At 35.6% G+C, this 24,037-nt stretch carries 29 protein-coding genes and 1 riboswitch; of the genes, 22 read left to right on the forward strand and 7 right to left on the reverse strand.

Annotated features, from left to right (window positions below; genetic code table 11):
- Positions 1 to 233 precede the first annotated feature (233 nt).
- Positions 234 to 326, forward strand: a riboswitch (cyclic di-GMP riboswitch).
- A gap of 146 nt (positions 327 to 472) precedes the next feature.
- From ACH0B5_RS05185 to ACH0B5_RS05215, 7 genes are all read left to right on the forward strand, one after another.
- Entirely contained in the window at positions 473 to 1,174 is a 702-nt protein-coding gene (locus ACH0B5_RS05185) for a DUF6531 domain-containing protein (RefSeq protein ID WP_341361729.1), read from the forward strand.
- Positions 1,071 to 2,225, forward strand: coding sequence for an RHS repeat-associated core domain-containing protein (locus ACH0B5_RS05190; RefSeq protein WP_191707877.1), 1,155 nt, complete (start codon positions 1,071 to 1,073; stop codon positions 2,223 to 2,225). Before ACH0B5_RS05185 ends, ACH0B5_RS05190 begins: the two co-directional genes overlap by 104 nt.
- 272 nt (positions 2,226 to 2,497) lie before the next feature.
- Positions 2,498 to 2,713, forward strand: coding sequence for a hypothetical protein (locus ACH0B5_RS05195; RefSeq protein WP_122970732.1), 216 nt, complete (start codon positions 2,498 to 2,500; stop codon positions 2,711 to 2,713).
- Between the two features lie 184 nt (positions 2,714 to 2,897).
- Positions 2,898 to 3,890: an NADPH:quinone oxidoreductase family protein gene (locus ACH0B5_RS05200; protein WP_406927496.1), complete on the forward strand. Its 993-nt coding sequence runs from the start codon at positions 2,898 to 2,900 to the stop codon at positions 3,888 to 3,890.
- A 68-nt stretch (positions 3,891 to 3,958) separates the two neighbouring features.
- Entirely contained in the window at positions 3,959 to 4,357 is a 399-nt protein-coding gene (locus ACH0B5_RS05205) for a hotdog fold thioesterase (protein WP_122970793.1), read from the forward strand.
- A gap of 185 nt (positions 4,358 to 4,542) precedes the next feature.
- Complete coding sequence (locus tag ACH0B5_RS05210) at positions 4,543 to 4,806, forward strand: metal-sensitive transcriptional regulator (protein WP_122970730.1); 264 nt, start codon at positions 4,543 to 4,545, stop codon at positions 4,804 to 4,806.
- 73 nt (positions 4,807 to 4,879) lie between these two features.
- On the forward strand, positions 4,880 to 6,004 hold the full coding sequence (locus ACH0B5_RS05215) for an NADH-dependent flavin oxidoreductase (RefSeq protein WP_122970729.1): 1,125 nt from the start codon (positions 4,880 to 4,882) through the stop codon (positions 6,002 to 6,004).
- Positions 6,005 to 6,108: 104 nt separating this feature from the next.
- Here ACH0B5_RS05215 and ACH0B5_RS05220 read toward each other — a convergent pair whose 3' ends face one another.
- Positions 6,109 to 6,918 carry a helix-turn-helix transcriptional regulator gene (locus ACH0B5_RS05220; RefSeq protein ID WP_122970728.1) on the reverse strand — a complete coding sequence of 270 codons (810 nt, stop codon included), beginning with the start codon at positions 6,916 to 6,918 and terminating at the stop codon, positions 6,109 to 6,111.
- Positions 6,919 to 7,114: 196 nt separating this feature from the next.
- On the opposite strand from ACH0B5_RS05220, the gene ACH0B5_RS05225 reads away from it, so the two are divergent.
- The 9 genes from ACH0B5_RS05225 to ACH0B5_RS05265 all read left to right on the forward strand — a co-directional run bounded on the left by ACH0B5_RS05225 (position 7,115) and on the right by ACH0B5_RS05265 (position 14,317).
- On the forward strand, positions 7,115 to 7,828 hold the full coding sequence (locus tag ACH0B5_RS05225) for a DUF5058 family protein (protein WP_122970727.1): 714 nt from the start codon (positions 7,115 to 7,117) through the stop codon (positions 7,826 to 7,828).
- Between the two features lie 15 nt (positions 7,829 to 7,843).
- On the forward strand, positions 7,844 to 8,566 hold the full coding sequence (locus tag ACH0B5_RS05230; protein ID WP_122970726.1) for a small-conductance mechanosensitive channel: 723 nt from the start codon (positions 7,844 to 7,846) through the stop codon (positions 8,564 to 8,566).
- A 77-nt stretch (positions 8,567 to 8,643) separates the two neighbouring features.
- Complete coding sequence (locus tag ACH0B5_RS05235) at positions 8,644 to 10,068, forward strand: amidohydrolase (RefSeq protein WP_122970725.1); 1,425 nt, start codon at positions 8,644 to 8,646, stop codon at positions 10,066 to 10,068.
- Positions 10,069 to 10,295: 227 nt separating this feature from the next.
- Positions 10,296 to 10,889 carry a DUF5700 domain-containing putative Zn-dependent protease gene (locus tag ACH0B5_RS05240; protein ID WP_122970724.1) on the forward strand — a complete coding sequence of 198 codons (594 nt, stop codon included), beginning with the start codon at positions 10,296 to 10,298 and terminating at the stop codon, positions 10,887 to 10,889.
- 53 nt (positions 10,890 to 10,942) lie between these two features.
- Positions 10,943 to 11,119: a hypothetical protein gene (locus tag ACH0B5_RS05245; RefSeq protein WP_174232635.1), complete on the forward strand. Its 177-nt coding sequence runs from the start codon at positions 10,943 to 10,945 to the stop codon at positions 11,117 to 11,119.
- Between the two features lie 122 nt (positions 11,120 to 11,241).
- On the forward strand, positions 11,242 to 11,763 hold the full coding sequence (locus ACH0B5_RS05250) for a GNAT family N-acetyltransferase (RefSeq protein ID WP_191707874.1): 522 nt from the start codon (positions 11,242 to 11,244) through the stop codon (positions 11,761 to 11,763).
- 42 nt (positions 11,764 to 11,805) lie between these two features.
- The gene (locus ACH0B5_RS05255) at positions 11,806 to 12,288 is read left to right on the forward strand and encodes a tetratricopeptide repeat protein (protein WP_122970722.1); all 483 of its coding nucleotides are present in this window, start codon (positions 11,806 to 11,808) and stop codon (positions 12,286 to 12,288) included.
- A gap of 323 nt (positions 12,289 to 12,611) precedes the next feature.
- Positions 12,612 to 13,601: an acyltransferase family protein gene (locus tag ACH0B5_RS05260; RefSeq protein ID WP_122970721.1), complete on the forward strand. Its 990-nt coding sequence runs from the start codon at positions 12,612 to 12,614 to the stop codon at positions 13,599 to 13,601.
- A 221-nt stretch (positions 13,602 to 13,822) separates the two neighbouring features.
- Entirely contained in the window at positions 13,823 to 14,317 is a 495-nt protein-coding gene (locus ACH0B5_RS05265) for a CarD family transcriptional regulator (RefSeq protein WP_158599661.1), read from the forward strand.
- Positions 14,318 to 14,379: 62 nt separating this feature from the next.
- On the opposite strand, the gene ACH0B5_RS05270 is transcribed toward ACH0B5_RS05265, so the two are convergent.
- Both ACH0B5_RS05270 and ACH0B5_RS05275 read right to left on the reverse strand, forming a co-directional pair.
- Positions 14,380 to 14,733: a hypothetical protein gene (locus ACH0B5_RS05270; RefSeq protein WP_406927497.1), complete on the reverse strand. Its 354-nt coding sequence runs from the start codon at positions 14,731 to 14,733 to the stop codon at positions 14,380 to 14,382.
- A 121-nt stretch (positions 14,734 to 14,854) separates the two neighbouring features.
- A complete protein-coding gene (locus ACH0B5_RS05275; protein ID WP_406927498.1) occupies positions 14,855 to 15,040 on the reverse strand; it encodes a VOC family protein in 186 nt (61 codons plus the stop codon).
- A gap of 176 nt (positions 15,041 to 15,216) precedes the next feature.
- Between ACH0B5_RS05275 and ACH0B5_RS05280 the strand changes: the two genes are divergently transcribed.
- From ACH0B5_RS05280 to ACH0B5_RS05305, 6 genes are read left to right on the forward strand one after another with little or no spacing between them, the layout of a single operon-like run.
- Positions 15,217 to 15,573 (forward strand): cupin domain-containing protein, encoded by a 357-nt coding sequence (locus tag ACH0B5_RS05280; protein WP_122970718.1) that lies wholly within the window; start codon positions 15,217 to 15,219, stop codon positions 15,571 to 15,573.
- A 33-nt stretch (positions 15,574 to 15,606) separates the two neighbouring features.
- On the forward strand, positions 15,607 to 15,765 hold the full coding sequence (locus tag ACH0B5_RS05285; protein ID WP_174232634.1) for a hypothetical protein: 159 nt from the start codon (positions 15,607 to 15,609) through the stop codon (positions 15,763 to 15,765).
- A gap of 40 nt (positions 15,766 to 15,805) precedes the next feature.
- Positions 15,806 to 16,222: a GNAT family N-acetyltransferase gene (locus tag ACH0B5_RS05290; protein WP_122970717.1), complete on the forward strand. Its 417-nt coding sequence runs from the start codon at positions 15,806 to 15,808 to the stop codon at positions 16,220 to 16,222.
- Between the two features lie 29 nt (positions 16,223 to 16,251).
- Positions 16,252 to 16,467 (forward strand): hypothetical protein, encoded by a 216-nt coding sequence (locus tag ACH0B5_RS05295; RefSeq protein WP_122970716.1) that lies wholly within the window; start codon positions 16,252 to 16,254, stop codon positions 16,465 to 16,467.
- Between the two features lie 13 nt (positions 16,468 to 16,480).
- Complete coding sequence (locus ACH0B5_RS05300) at positions 16,481 to 17,047, forward strand: DNA-3-methyladenine glycosylase I (RefSeq protein ID WP_122970715.1); 567 nt, start codon at positions 16,481 to 16,483, stop codon at positions 17,045 to 17,047.
- 20 nt (positions 17,048 to 17,067) lie between these two features.
- Positions 17,068 to 18,060, forward strand: a complete 993-nt coding sequence (locus tag ACH0B5_RS05305; protein WP_122970714.1) for a S66 family peptidase — start codon at positions 17,068 to 17,070, stop codon at positions 18,058 to 18,060.
- 53 nt (positions 18,061 to 18,113) lie between these two features.
- Here ACH0B5_RS05305 and ACH0B5_RS05310 read toward each other — a convergent pair whose 3' ends face one another.
- From ACH0B5_RS05310 to ACH0B5_RS05325, 4 genes are all read right to left on the reverse strand, one after another.
- The gene (locus ACH0B5_RS05310) at positions 18,114 to 18,293 is read right to left on the reverse strand and encodes a small acid-soluble spore protein H (protein WP_122970713.1); all 180 of its coding nucleotides are present in this window, start codon (positions 18,291 to 18,293) and stop codon (positions 18,114 to 18,116) included.
- A gap of 136 nt (positions 18,294 to 18,429) precedes the next feature.
- Positions 18,430 to 20,220 carry a S9 family peptidase gene (locus ACH0B5_RS05315; RefSeq protein WP_191706181.1) on the reverse strand — a complete coding sequence of 597 codons (1,791 nt, stop codon included), beginning with the start codon at positions 20,218 to 20,220 and terminating at the stop codon, positions 18,430 to 18,432.
- A gap of 159 nt (positions 20,221 to 20,379) precedes the next feature.
- On the reverse strand, positions 20,380 to 22,068 hold the full coding sequence (locus ACH0B5_RS05320) for an EAL domain-containing protein (RefSeq protein WP_406927499.1): 1,689 nt from the start codon (positions 22,066 to 22,068) through the stop codon (positions 20,380 to 20,382).
- A 717-nt stretch (positions 22,069 to 22,785) separates the two neighbouring features.
- The gene (locus ACH0B5_RS05325) at positions 22,786 to 23,964 is read right to left on the reverse strand and encodes a beta-ketoacyl synthase N-terminal-like domain-containing protein (protein WP_406927500.1); all 1,179 of its coding nucleotides are present in this window, start codon (positions 23,962 to 23,964) and stop codon (positions 22,786 to 22,788) included.
- Positions 23,965 to 24,037 lie beyond the last annotated feature (73 nt).

Below are 24,037 nucleotides of genomic sequence, written 5' to 3' on the forward strand. Positions count from 1 at the left end.
CCCCTTTAGGGGCAGTTAGTAAGGAGCCCTTATAGGGCGTTACTAAAACCGCCTGTTTTACAGGCGGATATTTATTGCTATTAAACTCCTAATTCAAAATTTTACATCGCAAAATATGTAAAAAAATGTTTAAAATCAGTTATATTAGACATGAGTAAATATTACTAATTTTGTGAAAAAAGGTTTATTACTTTTGGTCAATTTAGCATTGTAGTAAAAAATACTTAATTTTAAGGCGCAAGGGGCAAACCTATCGAAAGGTGGGGACGCAAAGCTACAGTTCTAAAGTGGGTAAAAAATCCTATCAAGGTGGCTGAGTTACCGTAATATCGATAAACTCCTCTTACTGGTAGCTTGTTTTGTACTGTCTTTTTTCGCTTAGTAATGGAAGGGGTTTATTTTTTTTGAAAAAAAGGCTTTTTTAGTTTTACTATCTTTTTTACTCGCATTCAGTAGTGTTGGAGCATATTTTGTGTTCCCGACAAAGGAAAAAAATGATAGCCGTAATAGCAATGAGTTATTCACAAATCCGAATAGTTTGCTAGATTTAGTCTCTGAACAAAATACGACTAATGATACTATGGCCAATACATTGACAAGCGCCACGTCCAATCAAACAATAGGAAATAATAGTGAAGCGAATAGTGTTACGCAAGGGCTTCCAAACTTAGTGTCGGGAAATTTAACTGAAAATTCAAATCTCAACCCGTCACAACCAAGAGCTATATCCGAAGAACCTATTTCTGCGGAAACAAAGGAAGAACCACCAGTAAATGTTGAAAATGGGTATCTAGAACTGGAAGAAGTAGATATAAATGTCCCTCAAGTAACCCTTTCCTTAAATCTTACAAGGAACTATTCAAGCAACGATAGTGAATTAGGCTATTTTGGAAAAGGTTGGAACATCCAATTAGACTCTCGATTACAAATGTACACGGAGTTTTCGATCGGAGAGTCACGTTTAGATGGAAGTACGCAAAGCTATGAATTTATTAAAGATGACCCAGAAGCTTATATCACAGAATATGATAACGATAAAATGACAAACTACGAGCTTGATAAAGGGCATTATGAAACAACTGAAAACGGAGATACCCTTACAAGTAATACCTGCTCAAAACAACGTTCAATATACGTACGATGCAGCAGGCAATCGATTAAGTATGAAAAATGACCAAGGAACGATCTATTATACGTACAACGTGATGAATCAACTTCTTTCTGATGGTAATACCGATTATCAATATGATGATAACGGCAATGTAATATCCAAAACATCGGAAGGAAAAACTGTTCAATATACGTACAATGGTGCAAATCAACTAACTTTAGCCGAATTTGAAGATGAAAGTTATACTAGCTATTCCTATGATGGACTAGGTCGTCAAATATACCGTGAGGAAATGTCATGGAAAGATTATGATGGGAACAAAGTAGCTAGCAATAACAACAAAGGTAATAACGGAAAAGGCGAAGAAAAACGAAACGAAAATGCGAACAAAAACAACAATAAAAATAGTAACAATTGCAATCTAGGTAATCCAGGTAATGGAAATGGTCCATTTAATAACCCGGGGCAAGGAAAAAAACTTGGGTTATATAAAAAATGGTTAGAAGAAAATGGTCAAAACAGTATGGACCACATTTATCATAAGGAAACGACCTATTTATATGAAGGATTATCAAACGTTCTTCATAAAGAATACAGTGAAAGTGGTTCTCCTTATGCTGAGTACTATCAAGGACCAGACAATCAAACGGTTTCCCGAAAAATGTTTGGGATGCACGGGTTATCTAATCCATCCCATAATCCGGACCTAAAAACAACGGGTGGTTTGTTATACTATCAGTATGATGGTATACGTAACGTTTCCGCTGTAACAGATCGTTACGGAGATATGATTGAAGAGTATCGATATGATGCCTTTGGTGGAATTTATACAGGTACGACAACACCGTATAACTTCAATAGCTTTACGGGAATGTCTTACGATGGGAAAACCGGATTAGTGAACATGAATGCCCGTTGGTACGACCCATCCATAGGTCGCTTCATGTCGGAAGATACGTATCCTGGTAATATGATGCAAACCCAATCATTGAACCGTTATTCTTATGTCATGAACAATCCGGTAAACTACTGGGATCCAACAGGACATGTGGCGGAAAACTTATATCCAGAAGGCTTATTCCGGAATGGGTACGGAATTATGAATCGAATGTAGTACAAGTAAGCGACAACACATATGATGGATGGTTTCCAAAATATGAAGCACCAACTGTAAGTTATGGTGAAACAACACTTGCAGATACTACGCAATTTGAACGATACTATCTGCAAACGTATTATCAAGATCGAACAACGACATGGGTATATGAATATAAGCATTACCTAATTACAAATGATATTGAGAGAGTAACATCACAAGAAGATCAAACGTTCCAGGTAACAGATACCCTCTCTTGGACAAAACAAATAAGTGCTGCAGAGATTGCTATGCAAACCCAACAAGAAATTGCCAAATACGGAGCACCACCAAATGCAAGTATACTTCCAGGCAAGCCGATTTTACCTGAGCGATATGTATCAGCCGTAAAAAGGCACATAATGGAGCAATTTAAAACGGCAGAAAGAGTCCAAATCAATATACCTATTCTGAGAAAGGTGCTACTTCCAATTGAACTGGCTATAAAAGTAATAGAACATGATTAACGGTAGTCCTTGTTAATTTAAAGTATAATATAATAATAGGCTTGATATTTCATCTCCCATAGAAGCATAACTTAGCTTAACTGTTCGTTAAGAAGGAGTCTTGCCACTGAATGTGGAATTTGTTAAGATGAAATGATTTTTTAGTCTTTGCCTAAAAAAGTTGTATTGAAAGGGGTATTTACATATGCAAACATTTGATGCGCTTGTCGTAAATAAACAAGAAGAACAATTTACTGTAGATGTTCAAAAACTAACAATAAACGATTTACCAGAAGGGGAAGTGCTTATTCAAGTTAACTATTCTGGAGTGAACTATAAAGATAGTCTAGCCTCAATCCCAAATGGGAACATTGTTAAAAACTATCCGTTTGTACCAGGAATTGATTTAGCAGGAGTTGTCGTTTCTTCAGAAGATCCCCGTTTTAAAGAAGGGGACGAGGTTATAGCGACAAGCTATGAAATCGGGGTATCCCATTTTGGAGGTTATAGCGAATATGCCCGTATTCCAGCTAAATGGGTTGTGCCTCTTCCAGATGGGTTAACTTTAAAAAAAGCAATGATTATCGGTACAGCAGGATTTACGGCAGCCTTGTCCGTACAGCGACTACAAGATAACGGTGTTTCTCCTGAAAAAGGAAAAGTGTTAGTGACGGGAGCAACTGGTGGTGTTGGTAGTTTTGCCATTTCGATTCTTTCTAAACTTGGCTTTGAAGTAGAAGCAAGTACAGGGAAAGCATCTGAACAAGACTATTTAACTAGTCTCGGCGCTACTTCTATTGTTCCACGGGAAGAAGTATTTGACGGTAAAATTCGAGCGCTAGGTAAACAAAAATGGGCTGCCGCAGTTGACCCTGTTGGTGGAGAACCATTAGCTGCGTTACTTAGCCAAATTCAATACGGTGGGTCAGTCGCAGTTAGTGGCTTAACGGCAGGAGGAAATGTTCCAACTACGGTTTATCCATTCATTCTTCGAGGTGTGAATTTATTAGGGATTGATTCCGTATATTGTGATATGGAAACACGTCTAAAAGTGTGGGAGCGTTTAGCGAATGTTTACCAATCTGAGAGTTTAGAAGAATTTATTCAACAAGAAGTATCTCTTGCCCAACTTCCAGAAGTCTTGCCAACATTGTTAAAAGCTCAAGCAAGAGGAAGAATCCTTGTAAAATTAATTTAGGAGGTTGGAACATGATTGTTTCTCAAGAAGTGTTGGATTTGTATGGTGTGAAAGATGAACATGCGTATATGGAGCGAATTCAATCTCAAGCATTGAATACGCTTATCGAAGCTCTTGATATTCAATATGAAGAATTATCATTAGATCGGGTCGTTATGACAATGCCAGTCGGGCCAAAAACGAGACAACCTGCAGGGATTTTGCATGGAGGCGCATCCGTTGCTTTAGCAGAAACGGCTGCAAGTATTGCTACGGCTATAAATGTTGATTTAACAAAGTACAATCCTGTTGGAATGGAGATCAATGCCAACCATATCCGCAGTAAAAAAGACGGCGTTGTCAAGGCGATTGCAACTCCTTTACATAAAGGACGGACAACGATGGTTTGGGACATTAAAATTGTCGATGAAGATGAGAAACTAATTTGTGTGTCTCGTTGTACGATGGCGGTTGTTAGCAAAAAATAATCATGATGACTTAAGCGTTAATCTTTGAAAAAAGGATTAACGCTTTTTATTCGTGTTAAGAATAGATTTCGTTGGGACAAAAAAGGAATAGAAGTATTCATATATGAATAAGTGGATTTATTTGACAAAGTACCTATCGGGGTATACCATGTGGCTAAAAGTTATCATTAGAGGGAGGGATACAGTTGAATTCCTACGAAGATAAATTGAAAAATCGGGTAAAGCGGATTGAAGGGCAACTTCGGGGCGTTTTGAAAATGATGGAAGAGGGGAAAGATTGTAAGGAAATCATTACACAACTTTCAGCAGTACGTTCTGGGGTGGATCGCACAATTGGTTTAATCGTAAGCTATAACTTAATGGATTGTATCCAGCAAGCTAATGGTGACGAAGAAAAATTGCAAGACTCCGTTCAAGAGGCAGTTAATTTGTTTGTTAAAAGTCGATAATATATAATTTTTTATCATGCTTATGAAGCTTAGATAGCTTTTATAAAATATAGTTTATGGGAGGAACATTACTATGAATAGTAAGTACCAAGATTTATTTACGTCTTATACTTTACCTAATGGTGTGGAATTAAAAAATCGTATCGTCATGGCACCAATGACGAATTACTCAGCAAATCCGGATGGAACTGTATCCGAAGCAGAGGTTAACTACTATGTTCGTCGTTCAAATGGTGTTGGTATGGTTATTACTGCTTGTACATATGTCACACCGAATGGAAAAGGATTTGACGGTGAATTTGCTGGCGATCGAGATGAAATGATTCCGAGTTTCAAACAACTTGCTTCAGCGATTAAAGCAGAAGGAGCAAAGGCGGTATTACAAATTTTCCATGGTGGTCGATTATGCCCTCCAGAATTAGTACCGAATGGAGAGATTGTTAGTGCTAGCGATGTGCCAGCTGAACAGCCAGGAGCCATTTCACCAAGAGCTTTAACAGAAACGGAAATCGAAGAAATTATTGAAGCCTTTGGTGAAACAACACGTCGAGCGATTGAAGCTGGATTTGATGGTGTAGAAATTCACGGAGCAAACGGCTATTTAATTCAACAATTCTTCTCACCCCATAGTAATCGTCGAGAAGACCGCTTTGGAGGCAGTTTAGAAAAACGTATGACATTTCCATTAGCGATTGTGGATAAGGTGAAAAGTGTAGTGGAAAAACATGCAACGTCACCGTTTATCGTTGGTTATCGTTTTTCACCAGAAGAACCGGAAACACCAGGCATTACAATGGCCGATACATTAGCGTTGGTAGATGCTTTAGCTAATAAAGGTCTTGATTATTTACATGTTTCTTTATCGGAATTCTTCTCAACGCCAAGAAGAGGGGTAGAAGATTTAACGAAAACGCGTATCGATTATTTACTTGAAAAAATCGATAATCGAGTTCCTTTAATTGGTGTAGGTTCGATTCATACTGCAGAAGATGCACGAAAAGCCTTTGAAACAGGCGTTCCTCTTATCGCTATAGGCAGAGAACTGATTATTGACCCAGATTGGGTGCAAAAAGTTGCCGAAGGAAGAGAAGATGAAATTGTAACGAAAATTGATAAAAACAATCAAGAACAACTTGTCGTACCAGATCCATTATGGCATCGAATTTTAAATGTTCCAGGTTGGTTCCCAATTGCATAAACGAACGATCAATCAGATCTCTACAATAAGTAGAGGTCTGATTTTTTTTTGGAGCTTTTTTGATTTTCACTTTTAGGTAAACAACTAACATTTCCACATTTAGTTTAAACCTCATCAACTAATATTTTCCGATACTCCCCTGGCGTCATATTCGTGAACTTTTTAAAAGTTTTATAGAAATGGGATGAATCATAATAGAGATTTTCATTTAGGTGTTTTTCTATATGAAAATCACCTTTTACAATGTCGTTGATTATATATTGAAAATTCACAAGTTGAAGGAATGTTTTTGGTGGAATGCCTAGCTCTTTTTGAAACAACAGACGTAAATATCGTTCGGAGTAGCCAGTAAATTGTTCTAAATCTTTCACATGCAAATGACCATGGTGAAAGATGATTTTGTTTATACAACTTGCAACGATGGTGGAATAAAGTTGTGAATTACGAGGATGTTTTAAGTAACACTCAAGAAGTTGCATTTGTTCGATAAAAGTATGCTTTTGTAGAAGTAACTCATAAAGAGGGCGTAGATAGGGGGCAACTTCAAATAACGAGAAAGCCTTTTCACTATTAATCTCTTTTAAAGATAGTTGGAAAGGAAATAATTTTTGTAGAGGAAATAGACGGATTCCAAAGTATGTAGAGTATGCACTGAAAGGAAGGAATGTCCGTTTTTTAGGACTTGGAACGAGTAAACATTGCGACTGTATGCCGTCTAGATGAAAAAGGAGATCGATACAACCATTTGGTATGCTCGGGAAAAGAATGTTCTCGTTAATATTTCCTTTCGTTTTGAACTGATAAACAAAGGCTATGGAATTTTGAAATGGAGGAGAAGTTTTCGACATTTGCAAAGATTGTATGTTTTTTTTCCATTCAGGTTGAAGAGGGTTAAACTTGTTTACTAACTTCATAGAATCACCCCAAATAAAAATTTTACTATTATTTTTATATTACCTTTTAGTATTGTTAGAAAATATAACATGGATTTCCGATTTTTACAATGTTTAAAATATTCTGTTAACTTAAAATACAAAATAATGAAAGGAGATATTACATGTGGTCAAAAGGAAGAAGGTTATAAAAGTTTAAGTATGAAGGAGGGGTCACGTGGAAAAGGCTTTACAATTAGCGAATAGCTATCCGGTCTGGATATTTGCCGCAATTGTTATAGGGATTGTTATTTTTCAAGCGATTGTATTTATAAGACTTGCTACTAGGACAAGTCAAAATGTTGGAATGACTAAGCAGGAAGTCCAGAGCGCACTTAAAGTAGGGGCGATTAATGCAATCGGTCCAGCGATGGCCAGCTTAATTATTGCCATTTCTTTAATGACATTTCTCGGAAACCCAGTGACTTTCATGAGGTCTGTTGTCATTGGATCTTCAGCTACTGAATCAGCGGGTGCTAATTTAGCTGCTACTGCCTTTGGTACAGAACTTGGCTCTGATGGTTTTAATGAACAAGCCTATACTACAATCGTTTGGACATTGTGTTTAGGTGGATTAGGATGGTTATTAGTAACAGTTTTCTTTACGAAATCCTTAGGTAAAATGCAGGAGAAAATCTCCAGTCAACAAGGAAGTAAACGAGGAAGCTTAATGGCAATTATTTCAAGTGCTGCTATGCTGGGGGTCTTTGGAAACTTTGGAAGTGCTGAGTTATTGAAGGGAGTTACCAATGCTGTTGTTATTATTACCGCAGCTTTGTTCATGTTCATTTTACTGATTATTGCGAATAAGTTTAAGTTGAATTGGTTAAAAGAATGGTCATTAGGATTTTCAATTTTGGCAGCATTGTCAGTCGGATTCTTCATTATATAAGTAGGGGGAAAGTGGATGGAAATGAGTAATAAAGCTTTAGTAGCAGAGGAAATTGCCGCAAATCCAAAGGTCGAAAGTCTAGAGATGGAACAATTCCATCAAAAATCTCATTTTTGGGGCCGCTTAACAATGTGGGCAGTTATTATTTTAAGTGTTCTGTTGCCGCTCTACCTTTCATTTGTTGTCGGCTATCACCCTGGATGGGGCCCGATTGTTGCAGCATTTATAGCCTATGCAGCCATGGTTGGATATGCATGGGTAATTGAACCAATTTCTTATTATCCAACATTAGGTGTTTCAGGTACCTACTTAGCCTTTTTAACTGGCAATATTTCAAATATGTGTCTTCCCGCTGCTGCAGCCGCTCAAAATACGATTGGAGCTGAGCCGGGAACGAAAAAAGGAGAGATTACAGCCGCATTAGCCATTGCAGCCGCTTCGTTAGTAAATATTGTTGTGATAGCCATAATTATTGCTAGTGGCTCTTACCTGATTTCGATTATACCCTCATCTGTACAAGCTACCTTTCAATTTGTCGTACCGGCCATATTTGGAGGTATTTTAGCTCAATTCGCTATTAAAAACCCGTTATATGGATTAATCGCTGTCATAACAGGCATCGTTATAAATTTAACCCCGATTATACCTTTCTTCAGAGGAATTATCTGTATTGCAATTACCATTACTATTTGTCTTTATTTAGAAAAAGTAAAAGCTCGTAAAAAATCTGTCGCTTAATTTATCTCTATGTTTGTTTTAATAGTTTTCGTATTTCCAATATTCATTAAATAAAAAAGAAAGAGGAGCTGTTGAAAATGACAAAAGAAAATATTTTAGAATGGATTAAAAATAATCAAAGTGTTTTTACAGAAATGGCTCAAAACATTTGGGACAATCCCCAAATTGCCTATGAAGAAAAATACGCAAGTGAGTTGCAAATGCTAACTTTAGAACAGGCAGGTTTTAAGATTACAAGGGAAATTGGCGGTGCCTCCACTGCTTTTGTAGCAGAATATGGCTCTGGTAATCCTATCATTGGTATTTTAGGAGAATATGATGCATTACCAGGGTTATCACAAACGGTAAGTACTGTTCATACGGAAGTGGTAGCAAATGGACCCGGACATGGCTGTGGACATAATTTACTAGGAACAGCGGGAGTAGAGGCCGTAATGGCAGTGAAAGAAGTTATGGAAGCCAAAGGATTAGTGGGGACGATTCGTTATTATGGATGTCCAGCAGAAGAAGTGCTATCAGGGAAAACGTTTATGGCACGAGAAGGGGTGTTTGATGATTTAGATTGCGCATTAACATGGCATCCGGGCACATCTAACTTTGTAGTAAATATGAGTATGACGGCGATGGTTTCAGTGAAATTTCATTTTAAAGGCATTACTGCCCATGCAGCCGGAGCACCCCATGCTGGTAGAAGTGCGTTAGATGCAGTGGAATTAATGAACGTTGGAGCGAACTATATGCGAGAGCATATGCTTGATGGTTCACGAATTCATTATGTCATTACAAATGGAGGGATGGCTCCAAATGTTGTTCCAGATCAAGCGAGTGTATGGTACTATTTGCGGGCAGCAACAAAGGAACAAGTAGATGAAATGCTTGAACGAATAGAGAAGATTGCTAAAGGGGCGGCTATGATGACCGAAACGGAAGTCCGTTCTGAAATACTAGCCTTTGCTTACGAAACGCTTCCGAATGATGTGTTAAATGAATTAATGCTTCAAAATATGAAACTAGTGGGAGCTCCTCTCTTTACTGAAAGTGAATTGGAATTTGCTAAAGAGTTGGTCAATACAGTGGATGAAAAAATCGTTGAAACGTCAAAGAAACAATTTGGTACTTATATTGAAGACATTTTACCAACTAGCTTTGACTACTATAAAAATTTAAAGGGTGTTTCAATCGGAGGTTCAACCGATGTTGGGGATGTTAGCTGGATTACGCCAGTTGGACAGGTTATGACGACCTGTGCACCGGTTGGCGTACAAGCCCATTCTTGGCAGGCAACTGCTGTCTACGGTTCTTCTATAGGTTATAAAGGAATGCATTTAGCAGCTAAAACAATGGCCCTTTCGCTATATGATTTGCTTACAAATCAAGAACTGATTGACCAAGCGAGACAAGAATTCTTTGTGGAAACGGGAGGGAAAAAATACGTTCCAGGAATCCCAGAGGAAGTGAAACCGCCATTTGCATCAAAAGTAGCCGAATCGACATTAGTGTAAAGAATAAATTCTTCGGATCGCTTTCAAGAACAATCTCTTGTTTTTTAAGAGATTGTTCTTTCCATTTTACCGAATACTTTCAATCTCATATTAAAAATAACTTTGAAAAAAGAATCGAGCTGTCGCTTCTAAAGTATCCTGCTAAGATGGATGATATTCGAAAGTCCAACGAGGTAGTTGAACAAATAATCTCTCAAATTGTCACTTTATACAAAAGGAAATACGATGTGGAATTTAATATAAATATCCATATAATTATAGGGTTGCATGGATCGAATGCCTTTACCCATCGTCAAATCATCCCCGACATCACTTTCTGTTTAGAAAAATTGTCATCGAAAGAGCACCATTTAAAGGTAATCATTGCCCACGAATTTGGTCACGTTCTACACAATATTCTTTCAGAACAAGCAGGGGTAAATTGGGCTAATATGCAATGGGAACATCCTTATACATGGCTATTACAAGAAGGTTGTGCAACTTACTTTTCTAAGCAAATTGTAGATGTAAATGAAGAAATTTATTTTCTATATGAAGAGGATAGGGAAGGGTGGCTACAATTTGCGAATAACAACAAAAAGGAAATTATTAAAGCTTTTCAATTGGATGTAAAACATTTATCATCAAAAGAGGTATATATGGAATGGTTTTCCATAAATGGTGGTAGTCGTTTCGGCTATACTCGTCTAGCTTATTTTATTGGTTACTCTATTCTTCAATTTTTAATCGAAAAGTTTGGAGAGCATAAGGCGGTTATGCTATGGAAAAAAGAAGAATTTTCTCATGAAATAGAGAAAGTTTTAATAAACTTTATAAATTAAAATCTTGAACGATATAAAATGAAATTAAAACGTCTGTGGAAGGAAGAAACTTTGTGAATATTTTTATCTCGATTATTTTATACATCGTTAGTTTAATTATATTTTATATCATCATTGAAACGGCTGTTCGAAAAGGAATTGATAGTTCCGTTATTGGCCGGTATTTAGAAAAAAAGCATGGAATGAAAGAAGAACAAAAATCCTTTTTCAGTAATGATTTAGATGATTAAACATTCACTATTATTAAAACTTTATAAGGAAATAAATGAAGCGTTCGTCCGTTGAAGGATAAATGCTTTTTTTATTGAATACTATTCATTAACAAATATAGGAAGATGAAGGGGAGGATAGAATGAACATTCGAAGGGCAACAATATCTGATGCAGAAGGAATTGCAAGAGTACACGTCGATTCTTGGAGAACGACTTATAAAAATATTATACCGGATAGTTTCTTAGCAAAACTGTCATACGAGCAAAGAACGGAATTGTGGAAACGAAATATTGCGCAAACGGGAAATTACGTGTTCGTTGCTGAAAGTCCAACGGGAGAAATTGTAGGGTTTGCTGATTGTAGTAAAAGAAAAGAAAACCTAATTCCAAATTCAGGGGATTTAACGTCTATCTATCTTTTAGAAGAATACCAAGGTCAAGGGATTGGGAAGAAGTTAATGAAGCAACTGTTCTTGCAATTTCAAGAGTTAGGTTATGACACAGTGTTTGTGGAAGTTTTAGAAGACAATAAAACCCGCTACTTTTACGAAGCGTTTGGTGCTGAACTTTTCAAATCAGAAACGATCAAAATTGGTGGGAAAGAACTTGAATTGTTAATTTATCGATGGGAAAGTTTAGATGCAATTCTGTTAAATGAATGAAACAATACTGGGGAAATGTGGAGAAAAAGGTGGTGATGAAAAATGGAACAAATATTAGAAAAAGCATTAGATTTAAGGGGAAAAGGAAAGCTTAAAGAATCGAATAACATATTGATTGATCTTGTACAAAACTTTCCTAACCATGCTTCTCTTAACTATCAATGTGCGTGGAGTTTCGATGTATTAGGAGAGGAAACAAGAGCCGTTCCCTATTATGAAAAAGCAATTAAATTAGGCTTACCAAAAAAAGAATTGGAAGGTGCCCTTATAGGGTTAGGCAGTACATATCGAACAATTGGAGAATATGAAAAATCAAAAGAAACCTTTCAAAAAGGATTAAAATTATTCCCAAACAATCACGCAATAAAAGTCTTCTACTCAATGACTTTATATAATCTAGAAGAATATCAGCAAGCTATGGAAGTATTGCTTCTTTGTTTAGTTAACACAACGACGGATGAAGATCTATTAAACTATGAAAAAGCAATTCGGTTTTATGCCAATAAACTAAATGAAACGTGGTAGTAACGAATGAAGGGGCAATTATCCTATTTGATAATTGCCCCTTTTTTGCGGAGGGGAATTTTGGAAGTGGGATTAAAATGAAATGAATTATTGTAAAAAAATAGCACTCGGTAAGATAAAAGACACCCTTCAGAAATTTTGAAAATGGGGTAAATTTCATTTTTTATGAATAAAGCGCATTCATATAGAATAATTAAACGTTTATATAAGAAATCAATTAATTTTTAAACGGGCTATTTTTCATCCCGGTGAAGAAATTGGAAATCTGGAAGACTATGATTCTATGTTAGAATAGTAATCTGAAAGGAAAAGAAGGGATAAAAATGAACAGAAGTGCATATTTTGATAACGCAAAAGCCTTACTTATTTATTTAGTGGTATTAGGACATTTAATGTCTGGTTATCTACAAGAGAACGAGTATCTCGATACTTTATATTTGGTCATTTACTTATTCCATATGCCGGCATTTATATTAATATCAGGGCACTTTTCTCGAACGATCAAAAGTAAAAATGATTTGAAAAAAATAGGGAAAACGTTAGTGCTACCCTACATCATTTTTCAAATAGCCTATACATTTTATTATAAAAACATCTTTGGTGACGATGTTACCTATGATTTTTTTGAACCGCGTTATGCTTTATGGTTTTTATTGAGTATGGTCATGTGGAAATTGATGTTAACGATATTTGGCCGTCATTGGATTATGGTAGTAATGTCAGTAGTTTTATCATTATCTGTCGGCTATATTAGTGAAGTAAATGAATGGCTGTCATTGGCAAGAATATTTTTCTTCTTCCCGTTCTTTTTAATGGGGTATTACATGAGTCGTGAAAATTTCGTGAAGATGAAAAATAAATGGAATGTATCCATTGCGAGTATTTTAGGGCTAGTGCTTGTTATCGTCATCCATCTTTACGGAGATGTTCGTTGGCAAGAATGGCTATTTGGACGAATTCCTTATGAGGAAATCGAATTTTCAATTCTAGAAATAGGTGCGTTAAGCCGCTTACTCGTATATGTATTCATGTTTGTGGCGACTTATATTTTCTTATCTTTAGTACCTGAAAATAAGCGTTGGTACACAAATGTAGGTGCAAAAACACTATGTGTATATTTATTACATTTATTTATTATAAGAGCCTTTGAATCAACAGTGGCTTATGAATGGATTAAGGAAACGGGGAACTATATCCTATTATTTGGTATAGCGTTTATAATCGTTTGTGTCTTATCTAATAAATGGATTTGGAAAGTAATCGCCCCATTAATAACGGTGAAAAAGAAAAATGAACGAACTACGCAGAACTAGAGAAGAAATGATTCTCTAGTTCCTTTTTTATTTCACGAATAGCCCAACAGTGTAGGTTATGCGCGGTTTTGTAATGGTGAATTTTTGTTCTTTATTTGTAAAAAAGGCAAGTACAGCTTAGTGAAAGCATATATTGATATGTATCAACTAAATGATACGAGGATCCTTTGCTAGTAGGATGTTTATTTTAATTCAAAAGGTATTTAATGGGAGGTAATGTAATGTTTACAATCGGTGATAAAGTCTTTTATGGTGCTCATGGTGTTTGTGTGATTCAAGATATTCAGGAATTATCCTTTTCTGGGCAACAAAAGCATTACTACGTCTTACATTCTTATCATGATGCATCCATAAAATTATATCATCCAGTTGAAACGGAAGATTCAAAATTAGCACCCATTACTTCTAAAAAGGAAGCAGAGGGTATTTTAGAAATATTTAAAAATCCTCCTGATGTTTGGCAAGAGCGTATGGTCGATCGGTCTCAACATTATCAAAATATACTAGAGTCAAAGGATCATGTACAGATTGCCCAAATGATGAATACCATTTTGAGAAAGAAAAACGAGTTAGAACAAGATAATAAAAAACTAACAAATCACGATACGCAAATTTTGAAACAAGTTTCACCGATTTTTTACGAAGAATTAGCAATTAGTCTAGAATTATCCGTCGAAGAAGTCATGAAGAGAGTTGAAGAAACGATACAAAATTAATAGTTCATATATGTAAGAAGAGCATTTCGCCAAAGGGGAAATGCTCTTTCTTTCTTTATTTACTATATTTTCTCCCATTTAAAATGACCGTTAATATCAATGCCTAATTTAATGTTGTCATTTATCTCTATAACGATTGGGCTAACAATTGCATCTTTGGTGGAGAAAAACCAGTTCCTCTTACTAGGTCCTAGTAAAAGATGGACACCATCATCTGCTTCTCCCATAAAATTAAGGGATGTTTCATCGAGTTTTTCATTGTTTCGAACGGGAATGCCGATTGTTATTAACTGTTTACCGACATACATTAAATCATCAGTTGTTAGGTTCATTTCGCCAATATCAATGATTGTGTGTACAGAAAATGTGTCAACTTCCACTTTAGGATTGATATCGTGACGGGCAATGAATTCCACCACATTTTCTTCAGGATCATAAAAGTAAAGGGAGTGAGCATTAATGTTTTGAAAGAAAACTTCATCCTCCCCTTGATTGGTTAATAACGGTGTGTATTTTTGAATCCAACCCTTCGCAAGGTCAAAAAGATTGCTTTTGTTTGTATATCGTTGGTGAAATCAATTCAAAGGCAAGAATACTGTTACCTACAGCTATTTGAAACCCTTTTGGTGATTTTTCTAATATAGGAAAACCTAACTTTTCCCCATAGAAATTTATCATTTGTTCAAGGTTATGAATGTATAATATCGTTTTATTTATTTTCATAAAATAGTCTCCTAAGCGGTATTTGTTATGAATACTAATACAAATTAAAAAAGTTTACGTTAGACAAAAGACTGAAATTTCGGTAATTCGTTCAATAAATTTTTTTCAATAAAGAGGATTATCGGGTAAAGATTTGGAATATGTGATGTATAGTCTAGTTTTTGGGAGGTAATCGTTTGCAGTTTTATGATTTTAGTAAACATTGCGGGAAAAGCATTACCCAATTTCAATCCCAATTTATTATGTCCCGTGTACTTCAGACGGATATGGAAACCCACATCGGTTGTATGTACTTAGAGGGAAATGGGGTAATTGGTTACCATCAAGCTATCGTTCCTCAACTTCTATTAGTCGTAAATGGTGAAGGATATGTACGCAATGACAAAGAAGGATATATAAAAGTTCAAGCTGGTGATGCCGTGTTTTGGGAACAGGATGAATGGCATGAAACAAAAACAGTGCATGGGTTAACGGCCATAGTCATTGAAAGTGTTGAATTAAATCCTTCTGCCTTTATGCCCTTACAACGATAAACGAATTTATAAGAAAGGTTAGAGGTGATGGGAATGGGAGAATTTATTGCTGCGGTCATTACAGTATTACCTATTATTATTGTTGCGTTTCTTATTCGATGGATTCGTATCATAAAAGTAAACAGCGATATTCAAGTCGAACAAAACAAACAAATTATTTCATTACTAGAACGAATGATTAACAACGAGTAAGTGGTTCTCTTCTCTTTAAATTTGTGAGGTGAAATTGAATTTGATCGAGATTCATCATGATTTTAGTAAAGTTTCCCTTAATCAATTGGAGGTAATTTATAAGGCTGTTGGGTGGGAGAAACATACAGAAGCAATTATTGAACAAGTATTTGAAGCAAGTAATGTTTATGTTTTTGCTACTGTGAAGGGGGAAGTAGTAGGTTTTAGCCGAGCTATAACAGACCATGTCTTCAACGCTGCTATTTATGATGTGGTCGTACATCCTAAATTTCAAAGAAATGGGATTGCGAAGCGCATAATAGAAAGTTTACTAAATCAATTAAAACAGGTTTCATGTGTTCACCTTATTTCTACAAAAAGGAACGAAGGTTTTTATAGGAAACTAGGCTTTAAGAAAATGGAAACAGGCATGGCAAGATATTTAAATTCCAATTTAATTGAAGATTATTTAGAATAATTAACACATTGTGGAATGGGGAGATATTAGTGGAGAAAAAGCATATTTGGTACTTTGTTTCGGGGATTTTAGTCGGAATAATTATTATACCAATTATTTTCCAATGGTTAGGGATACCAACATTTGACCGGTTGTTATACATGATTTTTGGAGAAGCAAATGTTGGGAATGGTATATTTGTTATTGTGATGACAATAATCGCAATAATTTTATTAGTAAGAGTACCTAAACCAAAAGTTAAATAAAGAAGGAGTTATTATGACAAATCGATGCCATTGGGTTACAAAAGAACCTTTATATATACAATACCACGATAACGAATGGGGAGTCCCTGTTTATGATGATCAAAAACTGTTTGAAATGCTATGTCTAGAAGGAGCTCAAGCCGGTCTTAGTTGGTGGACTATTTTACAAAAACGGGAAAACTACCGAGTAGCCTTTGACAATTTCGATGCAGAAAAAATTGTCCGCTATACAGAAGAAAAATTGCAGGAGTTAAAAGAAAATCCCGGTATTGTACGAAACAAATTGAAAATACAAAGTGTTGTAACGAATGCAAAAGCCTTCTTAAAAATTCAAGAACAATACGGATCCTTTGCAAAATACATATGGAGCTTTGTCAATCACCAACCAATCATTAATCATTGGGCCTCCGTAAAGGAAGTCCCTGTTACAACGGAAATTAGTGATGCCATGAGTAAAAAATTGAAAAAGGACGGCTTTAAATTTGTTGGCAGTACAATTTGTTATTCCTATATGCAAGCGGTAGGGATGGTAAATGACCACACGTTACAATGTTTCTGTCATCTATCAAATAATTCATAAGAAATAAGGGGTCGGTATAAATGGTTTTAAAAAAAGGTGACAAGATCGGCATTTTTACCCCTTCATCTCCAGCAACGGTAACAGCTCGGGAACGATTTGAACGGGCAAAAGCCTTTTTACAATCAAAGGGTTTTGAACTAGTGGAAGGGAAGTTAACGGGCCAAATCGACTATTACCGTTCAGGAACGCCTAAGGAACGGGCAGACGAGTTAAATGAATTGTTACGTAATCCAGAAATAAAAATGGTCATGTCGACGATAGGGGGGACCAATTCTAATAGTATGCTTCCGTATATCGATTACGAAGCATTCAGGAGCCACCCTAAATATATCCTAGGGTATTCCGATGCAACGGCTATATTATTAGCTTTATATTCAAAAACAGGTATCCCAACTTATTATGGACCGGCATTAATTCCATCCTTTGGGGAATTTGAACCGTTAGTAAATGATACATATCATTATTTTGAACAATATTTTATGGCTGAAAATAATCCTCCTTATGAAATTCCACTACCAACATTTTGGTCCGATGAACCGGTCAACTGGTTAGAAAAAACGACGGAAAAAACATTGTATCCAAATGAATGGAAAACCGTTATTCCAGGCAACGTTGAAGGAAGATTAATTGGTGGAAATGTTAATGCAATGTATGGATTTATTGGCACGCCGTATTTTCCGGAAATAAAACATGGGGATATTTTGCTTATTGAAGATTGTATGAAAAATGCATCCATTGTGGAGAAAAACTTTGCCATGTTAAAACTTCATGGAGTTTTTGATCGAGTAGGGGGCATTATTCTAGGCAAACATGAACAATATGAAGATTTAGGGACAGGGAAGAAACCTTATGATCTTTTATTAGAACAATTGGATGGTCATCAAATTCCAGTGTTAGCAGACTTTGATATTTGTCATACCCACCCGATGCACCCAATCGCCATTGGTAAAAAGGTGAGACTAAATGCAACGGAAAAGAAAGTATATTGTATTGAAAAATGGACTTTAGAATAAAAAGCTATGTAAAAAGAGAGAATCCTTAATTTTACTGATTCTCTCTTTTTATATTATTGTTCGATTAATTGGTTTAAAGGCACTTCCTGTTCCTTTTGAGGATCGTCTAACGGATAAATTCGAGCAGTTTCGTTATCTTCATTAACGTGTTGTATATACACTTTCATACCGTTATATAATACATTTGCAATAACTGGTGATTCTGAAATTTCTTGTGCCCTTTGAGCGTTCATAAGTAATAACCTCCTAGTTGGAATTTTGTAATAAAAATCTCCTCACTATTATTCACAACCTGTCAAAAAATCATTCGATGTTAAGGCTAAATTAAAGAAACGCCTCATTATTATAAAAATGAGGCGCTTCTTGCGATTAATCCGCATAACGTTCAAAGAATTCGAGCATTTTGCGATAAACCATTATTTCATTTTGTTTTTTGGAAAAGCCGTGTCCTTCATCTTCTAAAACGATGTATTCCACTTCACGTCCCTTTTCCTTTAATGCAGCTACAATTTGGTCAGATTCCTTTTGTACTACACGAGGATCATTTGCTCCTTGGATAACTAACATCGGTTTTGTCATGCCATCTAAATAGGAGATAGGGGAATCCTTCGTCAGTCTTTCTTTATCTTTTTCTGGATGTCCTACCCATTGATCCATAAATGGTTTCCAAAAATCAGGTACAGATTCGATAAAGGAGAAAAGATTACTTGGGCCGAAAAGATCAACAACCGCTTTGAAGTAATCTGCATGACGTCCATGAAGTAAAAGTGCCATGTAGCCGCCATAACTACCACCTAATAAAAGAATTTTCTCTCTATCGGCATAGCCGTTTTGAATCATCCATTCTATCCCTTCTAAATTATCAAGGCGTGGTCCATGGCCCCAGTCGCCTTCTACCATTTTTTCGAACTTTAAGCCGTAATTCGAAGAACCACGGAAGTTTGGTGCGAAGATGGAATAGCCTCGGTTTAACAAAACTTGGAACATTGCACGGAACCATTTTCTTTCTAACGATTGGGGACCACCATGGGGCCATAAAATGACGTACCCATTCGAGTTTTCCTCTTTCGCTTTAAAGAATAATGCTTCAATTTCCAATCCATCGAAGGAAGGATAAGTTAAAACTGCAGGTTCAACTAATTCTTCATCACGAACACCAGGTATACGGTAACGAGTTAACTCTTCCCAAGTGGTGCTTCGATCCTTAGAAACAAAAATATTGTTTGGTCTTGTAGAAGTTCTACCTTTGATATATAGATTACCACTTGGCATAACAATTAATTTTTCAATAATACTTGTTGGAGAGTTAATAGTCTCTAGCTTTTTACTTTTTAAATCATATGCATATAATCGATCTTCTACACCATAAGAGCCAATTATATAAAGTATTTGATCTTTCTTAGAAAATACTAAGTTAGTAAAATCTTCTTTTTCTAATTGTAATATTTTCTCAAATGTTTTCGCTTCTAAATCAAATTTCGCAAGGTAAGTTAAGTCGGAATCATAGTTTGTTAAAAAATAAATATCCGATTCCGAAGTGTAAACTACTTCATTCACTGTATGTTGATCTTTAGTCTCAGGCGTCATTAAAAATTTTTCATTATTTAGATGAACGTAGGCTAAAGAGTGAGTATTCCCAAACTGTTTAAAGGAAACAAAGGATTTTTCTTCTGGACTAACAGCTATTAAATAGGTAGGAGCTTCTTGTCCTTCGACTAATAGTTTCTCCTCACCACTTTCCAAATCATAGACATAGTTATTAAGATAAGTAGAATTTCCATAAGTAGTTGCGTAATATAGCCGTTTACCATCATCCGATATACGGGAGACTAAGTGGCGTTCCCCTTTATGAATACGTAATGGTACAAGTTTACCTCCTTGGGGAGGAAGGGCATAAATTTGTGTATTTTCATCTCCATCATGGTCAAAACCTACGACGATAAATTCACCTGTTTTAGCATAAGTAAGGCCATCGACACTTTGGTTATTAAATGTAAGTGGGTAAGGAAACTGATTAGGTAAATCCATTCCCCAAAGATTAAAATGACCGTTTAAGTTCGTACTGATGACTAGCTGTTTTTCGTCGGGACTCACGGTAAAATCCGCAACTGTTAATGTTTGAAAAAATTGTTCCACATCCGGTTTATCAAACTTCACCATAACAACTCTCCAATCTATTAAGATAGTTTTATATTAACACAATATATGGATTTTTCAGAAAATTAATTTTAGTTGTTTAGAAAGAGGGATGGCGCTTCATGAAAAACCTCTGTACGAGACTGTACAGAGGTGTAGATTAAATATAATTAGACTGTTGGATTAGTTTAATTCTTTAAGCCAGTTTTCCTTGAAATCATCGGCAGGGAGTGGGCGACTGAAGTAATAGCCTTGGGCATAATCACAATCAATTTCCTTTAAAAAGTGCCATTCTTCAAATCCTTCAACACCTTCTGCTATCACTTTCAAATCAAGCTGTTTAGCAATAGCTATAATTGTTTTGACAATGGCTTTGTTTTCGTCGTCCCGGTGCATGCCCATTACAAAGGATTTATCGATTTTTAATGAATCTAGTGGATATTTATTCAAATAACTAAGGGATGAATAACCTGTTCCAAAGTCATCCATTGAAAGGCTTATACCGAGCGCCTTTAATCGATTTAACTTTTCAATCATCGATTCAGCATACATTGCAATACTTTCGGTTATTTCTAAAATAATATTAGAAGGATCAATGTTAGCGTTTTCGATTATTGTTTTCACATGTTCTACAAACATTGGATCAAGTAATTGTTTCACAGATACATTAATGCTTATTCGGAAAGGTTCCGTTCCTTCCTTTTGCCAACTAACGCTTTGTTTAACAGCGGTTTTCAATATCCATTGGCCTATTGGGATAATCATTCCCGTTTCTTCGGCTATTGAAATAAACTCATCAGGTCTAACTTGTCCTAATATGTGGTTATTCCATCTAATTAGAGATTCCATCCCTATTAGTTTATTTGTTTTCAAATCTAGGATTGGCTGATAGTAAAGTTCAAACTCATCATTTTCTAAAGCAGTTCTTAAATGTTTTTCAATCATCATTTTCCGATAGAAGTGATGCTGCATTTCAGATGTGAATAATTGGTAGTTATTTTTTTCTCTTTCTTTTACATAGTACATAGCGGTATCTGCATTTTTGATTAATGTATTCGCATCATCGCCATCCTTTGGATAAATACTTATGCCAATACTTGGAGTAATAAAATACTCATTATTGTCTATTAAAAACCCTTCAACAAATAGCTTCAATAATCTTTTCGCTAATCCTTCACAATCTTTTGATGTGGAGCGGGGGAGCAAAATAGTGAATTCATCTCCACCTAGTCGATAAACTTGTGCGGATTGATAACTTTGCTTTAATAACCTTTCGATACGTCTTGATACTTCTATTAATAAGCAATCTCCGAAATTATGGCCAAGTGTATCGTTAATATATTTGAAACGATCCAAATCAAGAAACACGATGGCAATTTCACTTCCATTTATTTTTGCTTTTTTCAAAAGGTTCGTTAAATCTTCATTAAACATTCTACGATTCGGCAAACCTGTTAGTGCATCATGATTCGCTTGAAATTTAATTTCATCTTCATATTGCTTTCGTTCCGTAATATCTGTTGATACTGCAAGTAATGCGGAACTTTCATTTATATGAATCGGTACTTTTACCGTTTGTACCCATCTCTCTTCGCCAGTTGCAGCCGTAATGGATTCTTCAATTATGGAAAACTTCCCCAACTTATGACTATCAATTTCTTGATGGGCAAATGGTGTCTCTTTTATTGAATCTTTATTTATATCATCATCGGTTTTTCCAATCATATCGCGAATATCCTTGCCCATTAATTGGGCATACGATTGATTCATAAGAAGGTAACGTCCATTTTCATCTTGAGCATAAATATAATTCGGGTTCAAATCAATGACTTGATATAAAAACTTCCATTGATCATATAGCTTTTTATTCATATTGTTTACTATATTAAGATGCATTCGGCTTGAAAGAATTAAAATTGAAAGGGCATAAACTAGTAATGCAATAGAACTCGGATATAATCTTGCTGATGGGAGCATATTTAAGGTGCCAATTGCATAACCGATAGACGAAAAGATATTAAAATAAACTAAAAATGAGCGAATGCTCTTATTTTGTACATTTAAACTAATCAGAGAACAGAAAGTCATGCTAGCTATGAAAAGGAAAACGTTGGAATAAAAAATCCACGATAGCTCTCCATAAACAGGGTAGTAGAATATACTTGAATCTATCTGTTTAAGTTCAATGTTTTGTACTCCCTTATCACTCCATCCTATTATATAGACAAAAAAAGCTACTCCATAAAATAATAAGACTGATGTACGATTTACGAGGAATTGCCATTTTATTTTTTTATCATAGGACAATTCCTCATTCACAATTGTATATCCTATATGGAAAATCAATGGGGTTATCATGATAGATCCAAACCGGAATAAATTGAAAAAAAACTTAATCGTTTCGTAGCTAAATAGATTATAAGAATACAAAAAAGCTACATCTAATTGCCAAATGGAAATCATTAATAGAAATAAAAATATAATTTTTGATAAGTTATTTTTTTTAAATAAAACTAATAGTGTAATACCAACACATATAGGGATAAAAGATAATAATATTAGAAATATAAAAAACATGAAACAATCCTCCTATATATGTGTCATCAATAGGCAAGCGTTATTCCCACTACTACCATGATTAGTTATGCAGACGGACTCAACAGTTTGATATCTAGTTTCGTAAACGATTGGAAGTTCTTCGAAACCAATCCCTTTCGTTTTAATTGTAGGAGGGATAAATCCGTATTCCATTGACAGTAAGGACGAAATAATTTGCATTGCGCCCATGGCACCAAAGGAATGTCCAATCATTCCCTTAATGGAAGTAATCGGTACCTCTAAACCGAATGTTTCGTTATGGATGAATCGTTCAATTTGATCGTTTGTTTCGATACCAAGCGCCTGACTATTTATGTAGGTTGGTACTGTATTTCCAAGGGTTTCTTGGAAAACGCTAAGCATATGTTTACCCGTTACATCAGATCTTAATAATTTTTGTGCTTCGTTCCTTGAAACAACGCGTTCAATTTTTCCATATATTTGTTGGTTTCGGTCGATTGCTGTTTGTTTTCTCTCTAAAACGATTACACCTGCACCTTCTGATAAAACAAAGCCTCGATGTTCCGTTGAAAATGGAACTCCAGCTTGTTCGATAGAGGTTTCTTTAGAGAGGATTCTTAATTTTTTAAAGCCGTTAATTGTCCATTGACCTAAGGGAGCGTCTGTTCCTCCAACAATACATGCATCCACACTGCCGTTCTCTAGTAATAGTTTCCCAATTGATACTGCATCTAAACTTGCGGTACAGCCAGTCGTTAATGTGTAGGCAGGCCCACAAGAACCAATTGCCTCGGCAACAGAACCGGAAAGCGTGTGCGTATCTGCATACGAAACACCTTGAATCGGAGTTTTTCTTAAATCGAAAAAATTCATAGAATATTGTTCAATTTCCAATATTGCTCCAGCGGATGTCCCCATAATGACGGCAATTCGTTGGGGCTGAAAATAATTTAACTTTGCCATTGCAGAAGCATCTACTGCAGCCGCAATAGCCATCCTTACAGAACGAGGGTATCGTTTGTAATCTTCTCCGTTTATTTCTTGAAAGTGATCATCTATCAAACCAGCAACAATGCTAGAATCGGGCTGATTATCAATGTTGTAAATGCTTTGGGTACAAATCCCATTTTCTAATACATGTAAAAAACTATTTTTGTCTGAAATACCAGGCCCTTTAATCCCATAACCTGTAATTACGATATCGTCCAATATCTTCACCTACAATGTTTGACTTTATTGTATTATAAACAACAAAAATAGATATGGTCGATAGATTTTATAC

It is taken from the genome of Ureibacillus sp. 179-F W5.1 NHS, from assembly GCF_045369345.1.
Classification (GTDB): domain Bacteria; phylum Bacillota; class Bacilli; order Bacillales_A; family Planococcaceae; genus Ureibacillus; species Ureibacillus halotolerans.

Excerpts from the sequence above, each read along its gene's own strand:
- ACH0B5_RS05190 (WP_191707877.1), top strand. The coding sequence starts at position 1,071 with ATGAAACAACTGAAAACGGAGATACCCTTACAAGTAATACCTGCTCAA.
- ACH0B5_RS05195 (WP_122970732.1), top strand. The coding sequence starts at position 2,498 with ATGCAAACCCAACAAGAAATTGCCAAATACGGAGCACCACCAAATGCA.
- ACH0B5_RS05200 (WP_406927496.1), top strand. The coding sequence starts at position 2,898 with ATGCAAACATTTGATGCGCTTGTCGTAAATAAACAAGAAGAACAATTT.
- ACH0B5_RS05205 (WP_122970793.1), top strand. The coding sequence starts at position 3,959 with ATGGAGCGAATTCAATCTCAAGCATTGAATACGCTTATCGAAGCTCTT.
- ACH0B5_RS05215 (WP_122970729.1), top strand. The coding sequence starts at position 4,880 with ATGAATAGTAAGTACCAAGATTTATTTACGTCTTATACTTTACCTAAT.
- ACH0B5_RS05220 (WP_122970728.1), bottom strand. The coding sequence starts at position 6,918 with ATGAAGTTAGTAAACAAGTTTAACCCTCTTCAACCTGAATGGAAAAAA.
- ACH0B5_RS05230 (WP_122970726.1), top strand. The coding sequence starts at position 7,844 with ATGGAAATGAGTAATAAAGCTTTAGTAGCAGAGGAAATTGCCGCAAAT.
- ACH0B5_RS05235 (WP_122970725.1), top strand. The coding sequence starts at position 8,644 with ATGACAAAAGAAAATATTTTAGAATGGATTAAAAATAATCAAAGTGTT.
- ACH0B5_RS05250 (WP_191707874.1), top strand. The coding sequence starts at position 11,242 with ATGAACATTCGAAGGGCAACAATATCTGATGCAGAAGGAATTGCAAGA.
- ACH0B5_RS05255 (WP_122970722.1), top strand. The coding sequence starts at position 11,806 with ATGGAACAAATATTAGAAAAAGCATTAGATTTAAGGGGAAAAGGAAAG.
- ACH0B5_RS05260 (WP_122970721.1), top strand. The coding sequence starts at position 12,612 with ATGAACAGAAGTGCATATTTTGATAACGCAAAAGCCTTACTTATTTAT.
- ACH0B5_RS05265 (WP_158599661.1), top strand. The coding sequence starts at position 13,823 with ATGTTTACAATCGGTGATAAAGTCTTTTATGGTGCTCATGGTGTTTGT.
- ACH0B5_RS05275 (WP_406927498.1), bottom strand. The coding sequence starts at position 15,040 with ATGAAAATAAATAAAACGATATTATACATTCATAACCTTGAACAAATG.
- ACH0B5_RS05285 (WP_174232634.1), top strand. The coding sequence starts at position 15,607 with ATGGGAGAATTTATTGCTGCGGTCATTACAGTATTACCTATTATTATT.
- ACH0B5_RS05300 (WP_122970715.1), top strand. The coding sequence starts at position 16,481 with ATGACAAATCGATGCCATTGGGTTACAAAAGAACCTTTATATATACAA.
- ACH0B5_RS05305 (WP_122970714.1), top strand. The coding sequence starts at position 17,068 with ATGGTTTTAAAAAAAGGTGACAAGATCGGCATTTTTACCCCTTCATCT.
- ACH0B5_RS05310 (WP_122970713.1), bottom strand. The coding sequence starts at position 18,293 with ATGAACGCTCAAAGGGCACAAGAAATTTCAGAATCACCAGTTATTGCA.
- ACH0B5_RS05315 (WP_191706181.1), bottom strand. The coding sequence starts at position 20,220 with ATGGTGAAGTTTGATAAACCGGATGTGGAACAATTTTTTCAAACATTA.
- ACH0B5_RS05320 (WP_406927499.1), bottom strand. The coding sequence starts at position 22,068 with ATGAATAAAAAGCTATATGATCAATGGAAGTTTTTATATCAAGTCATT.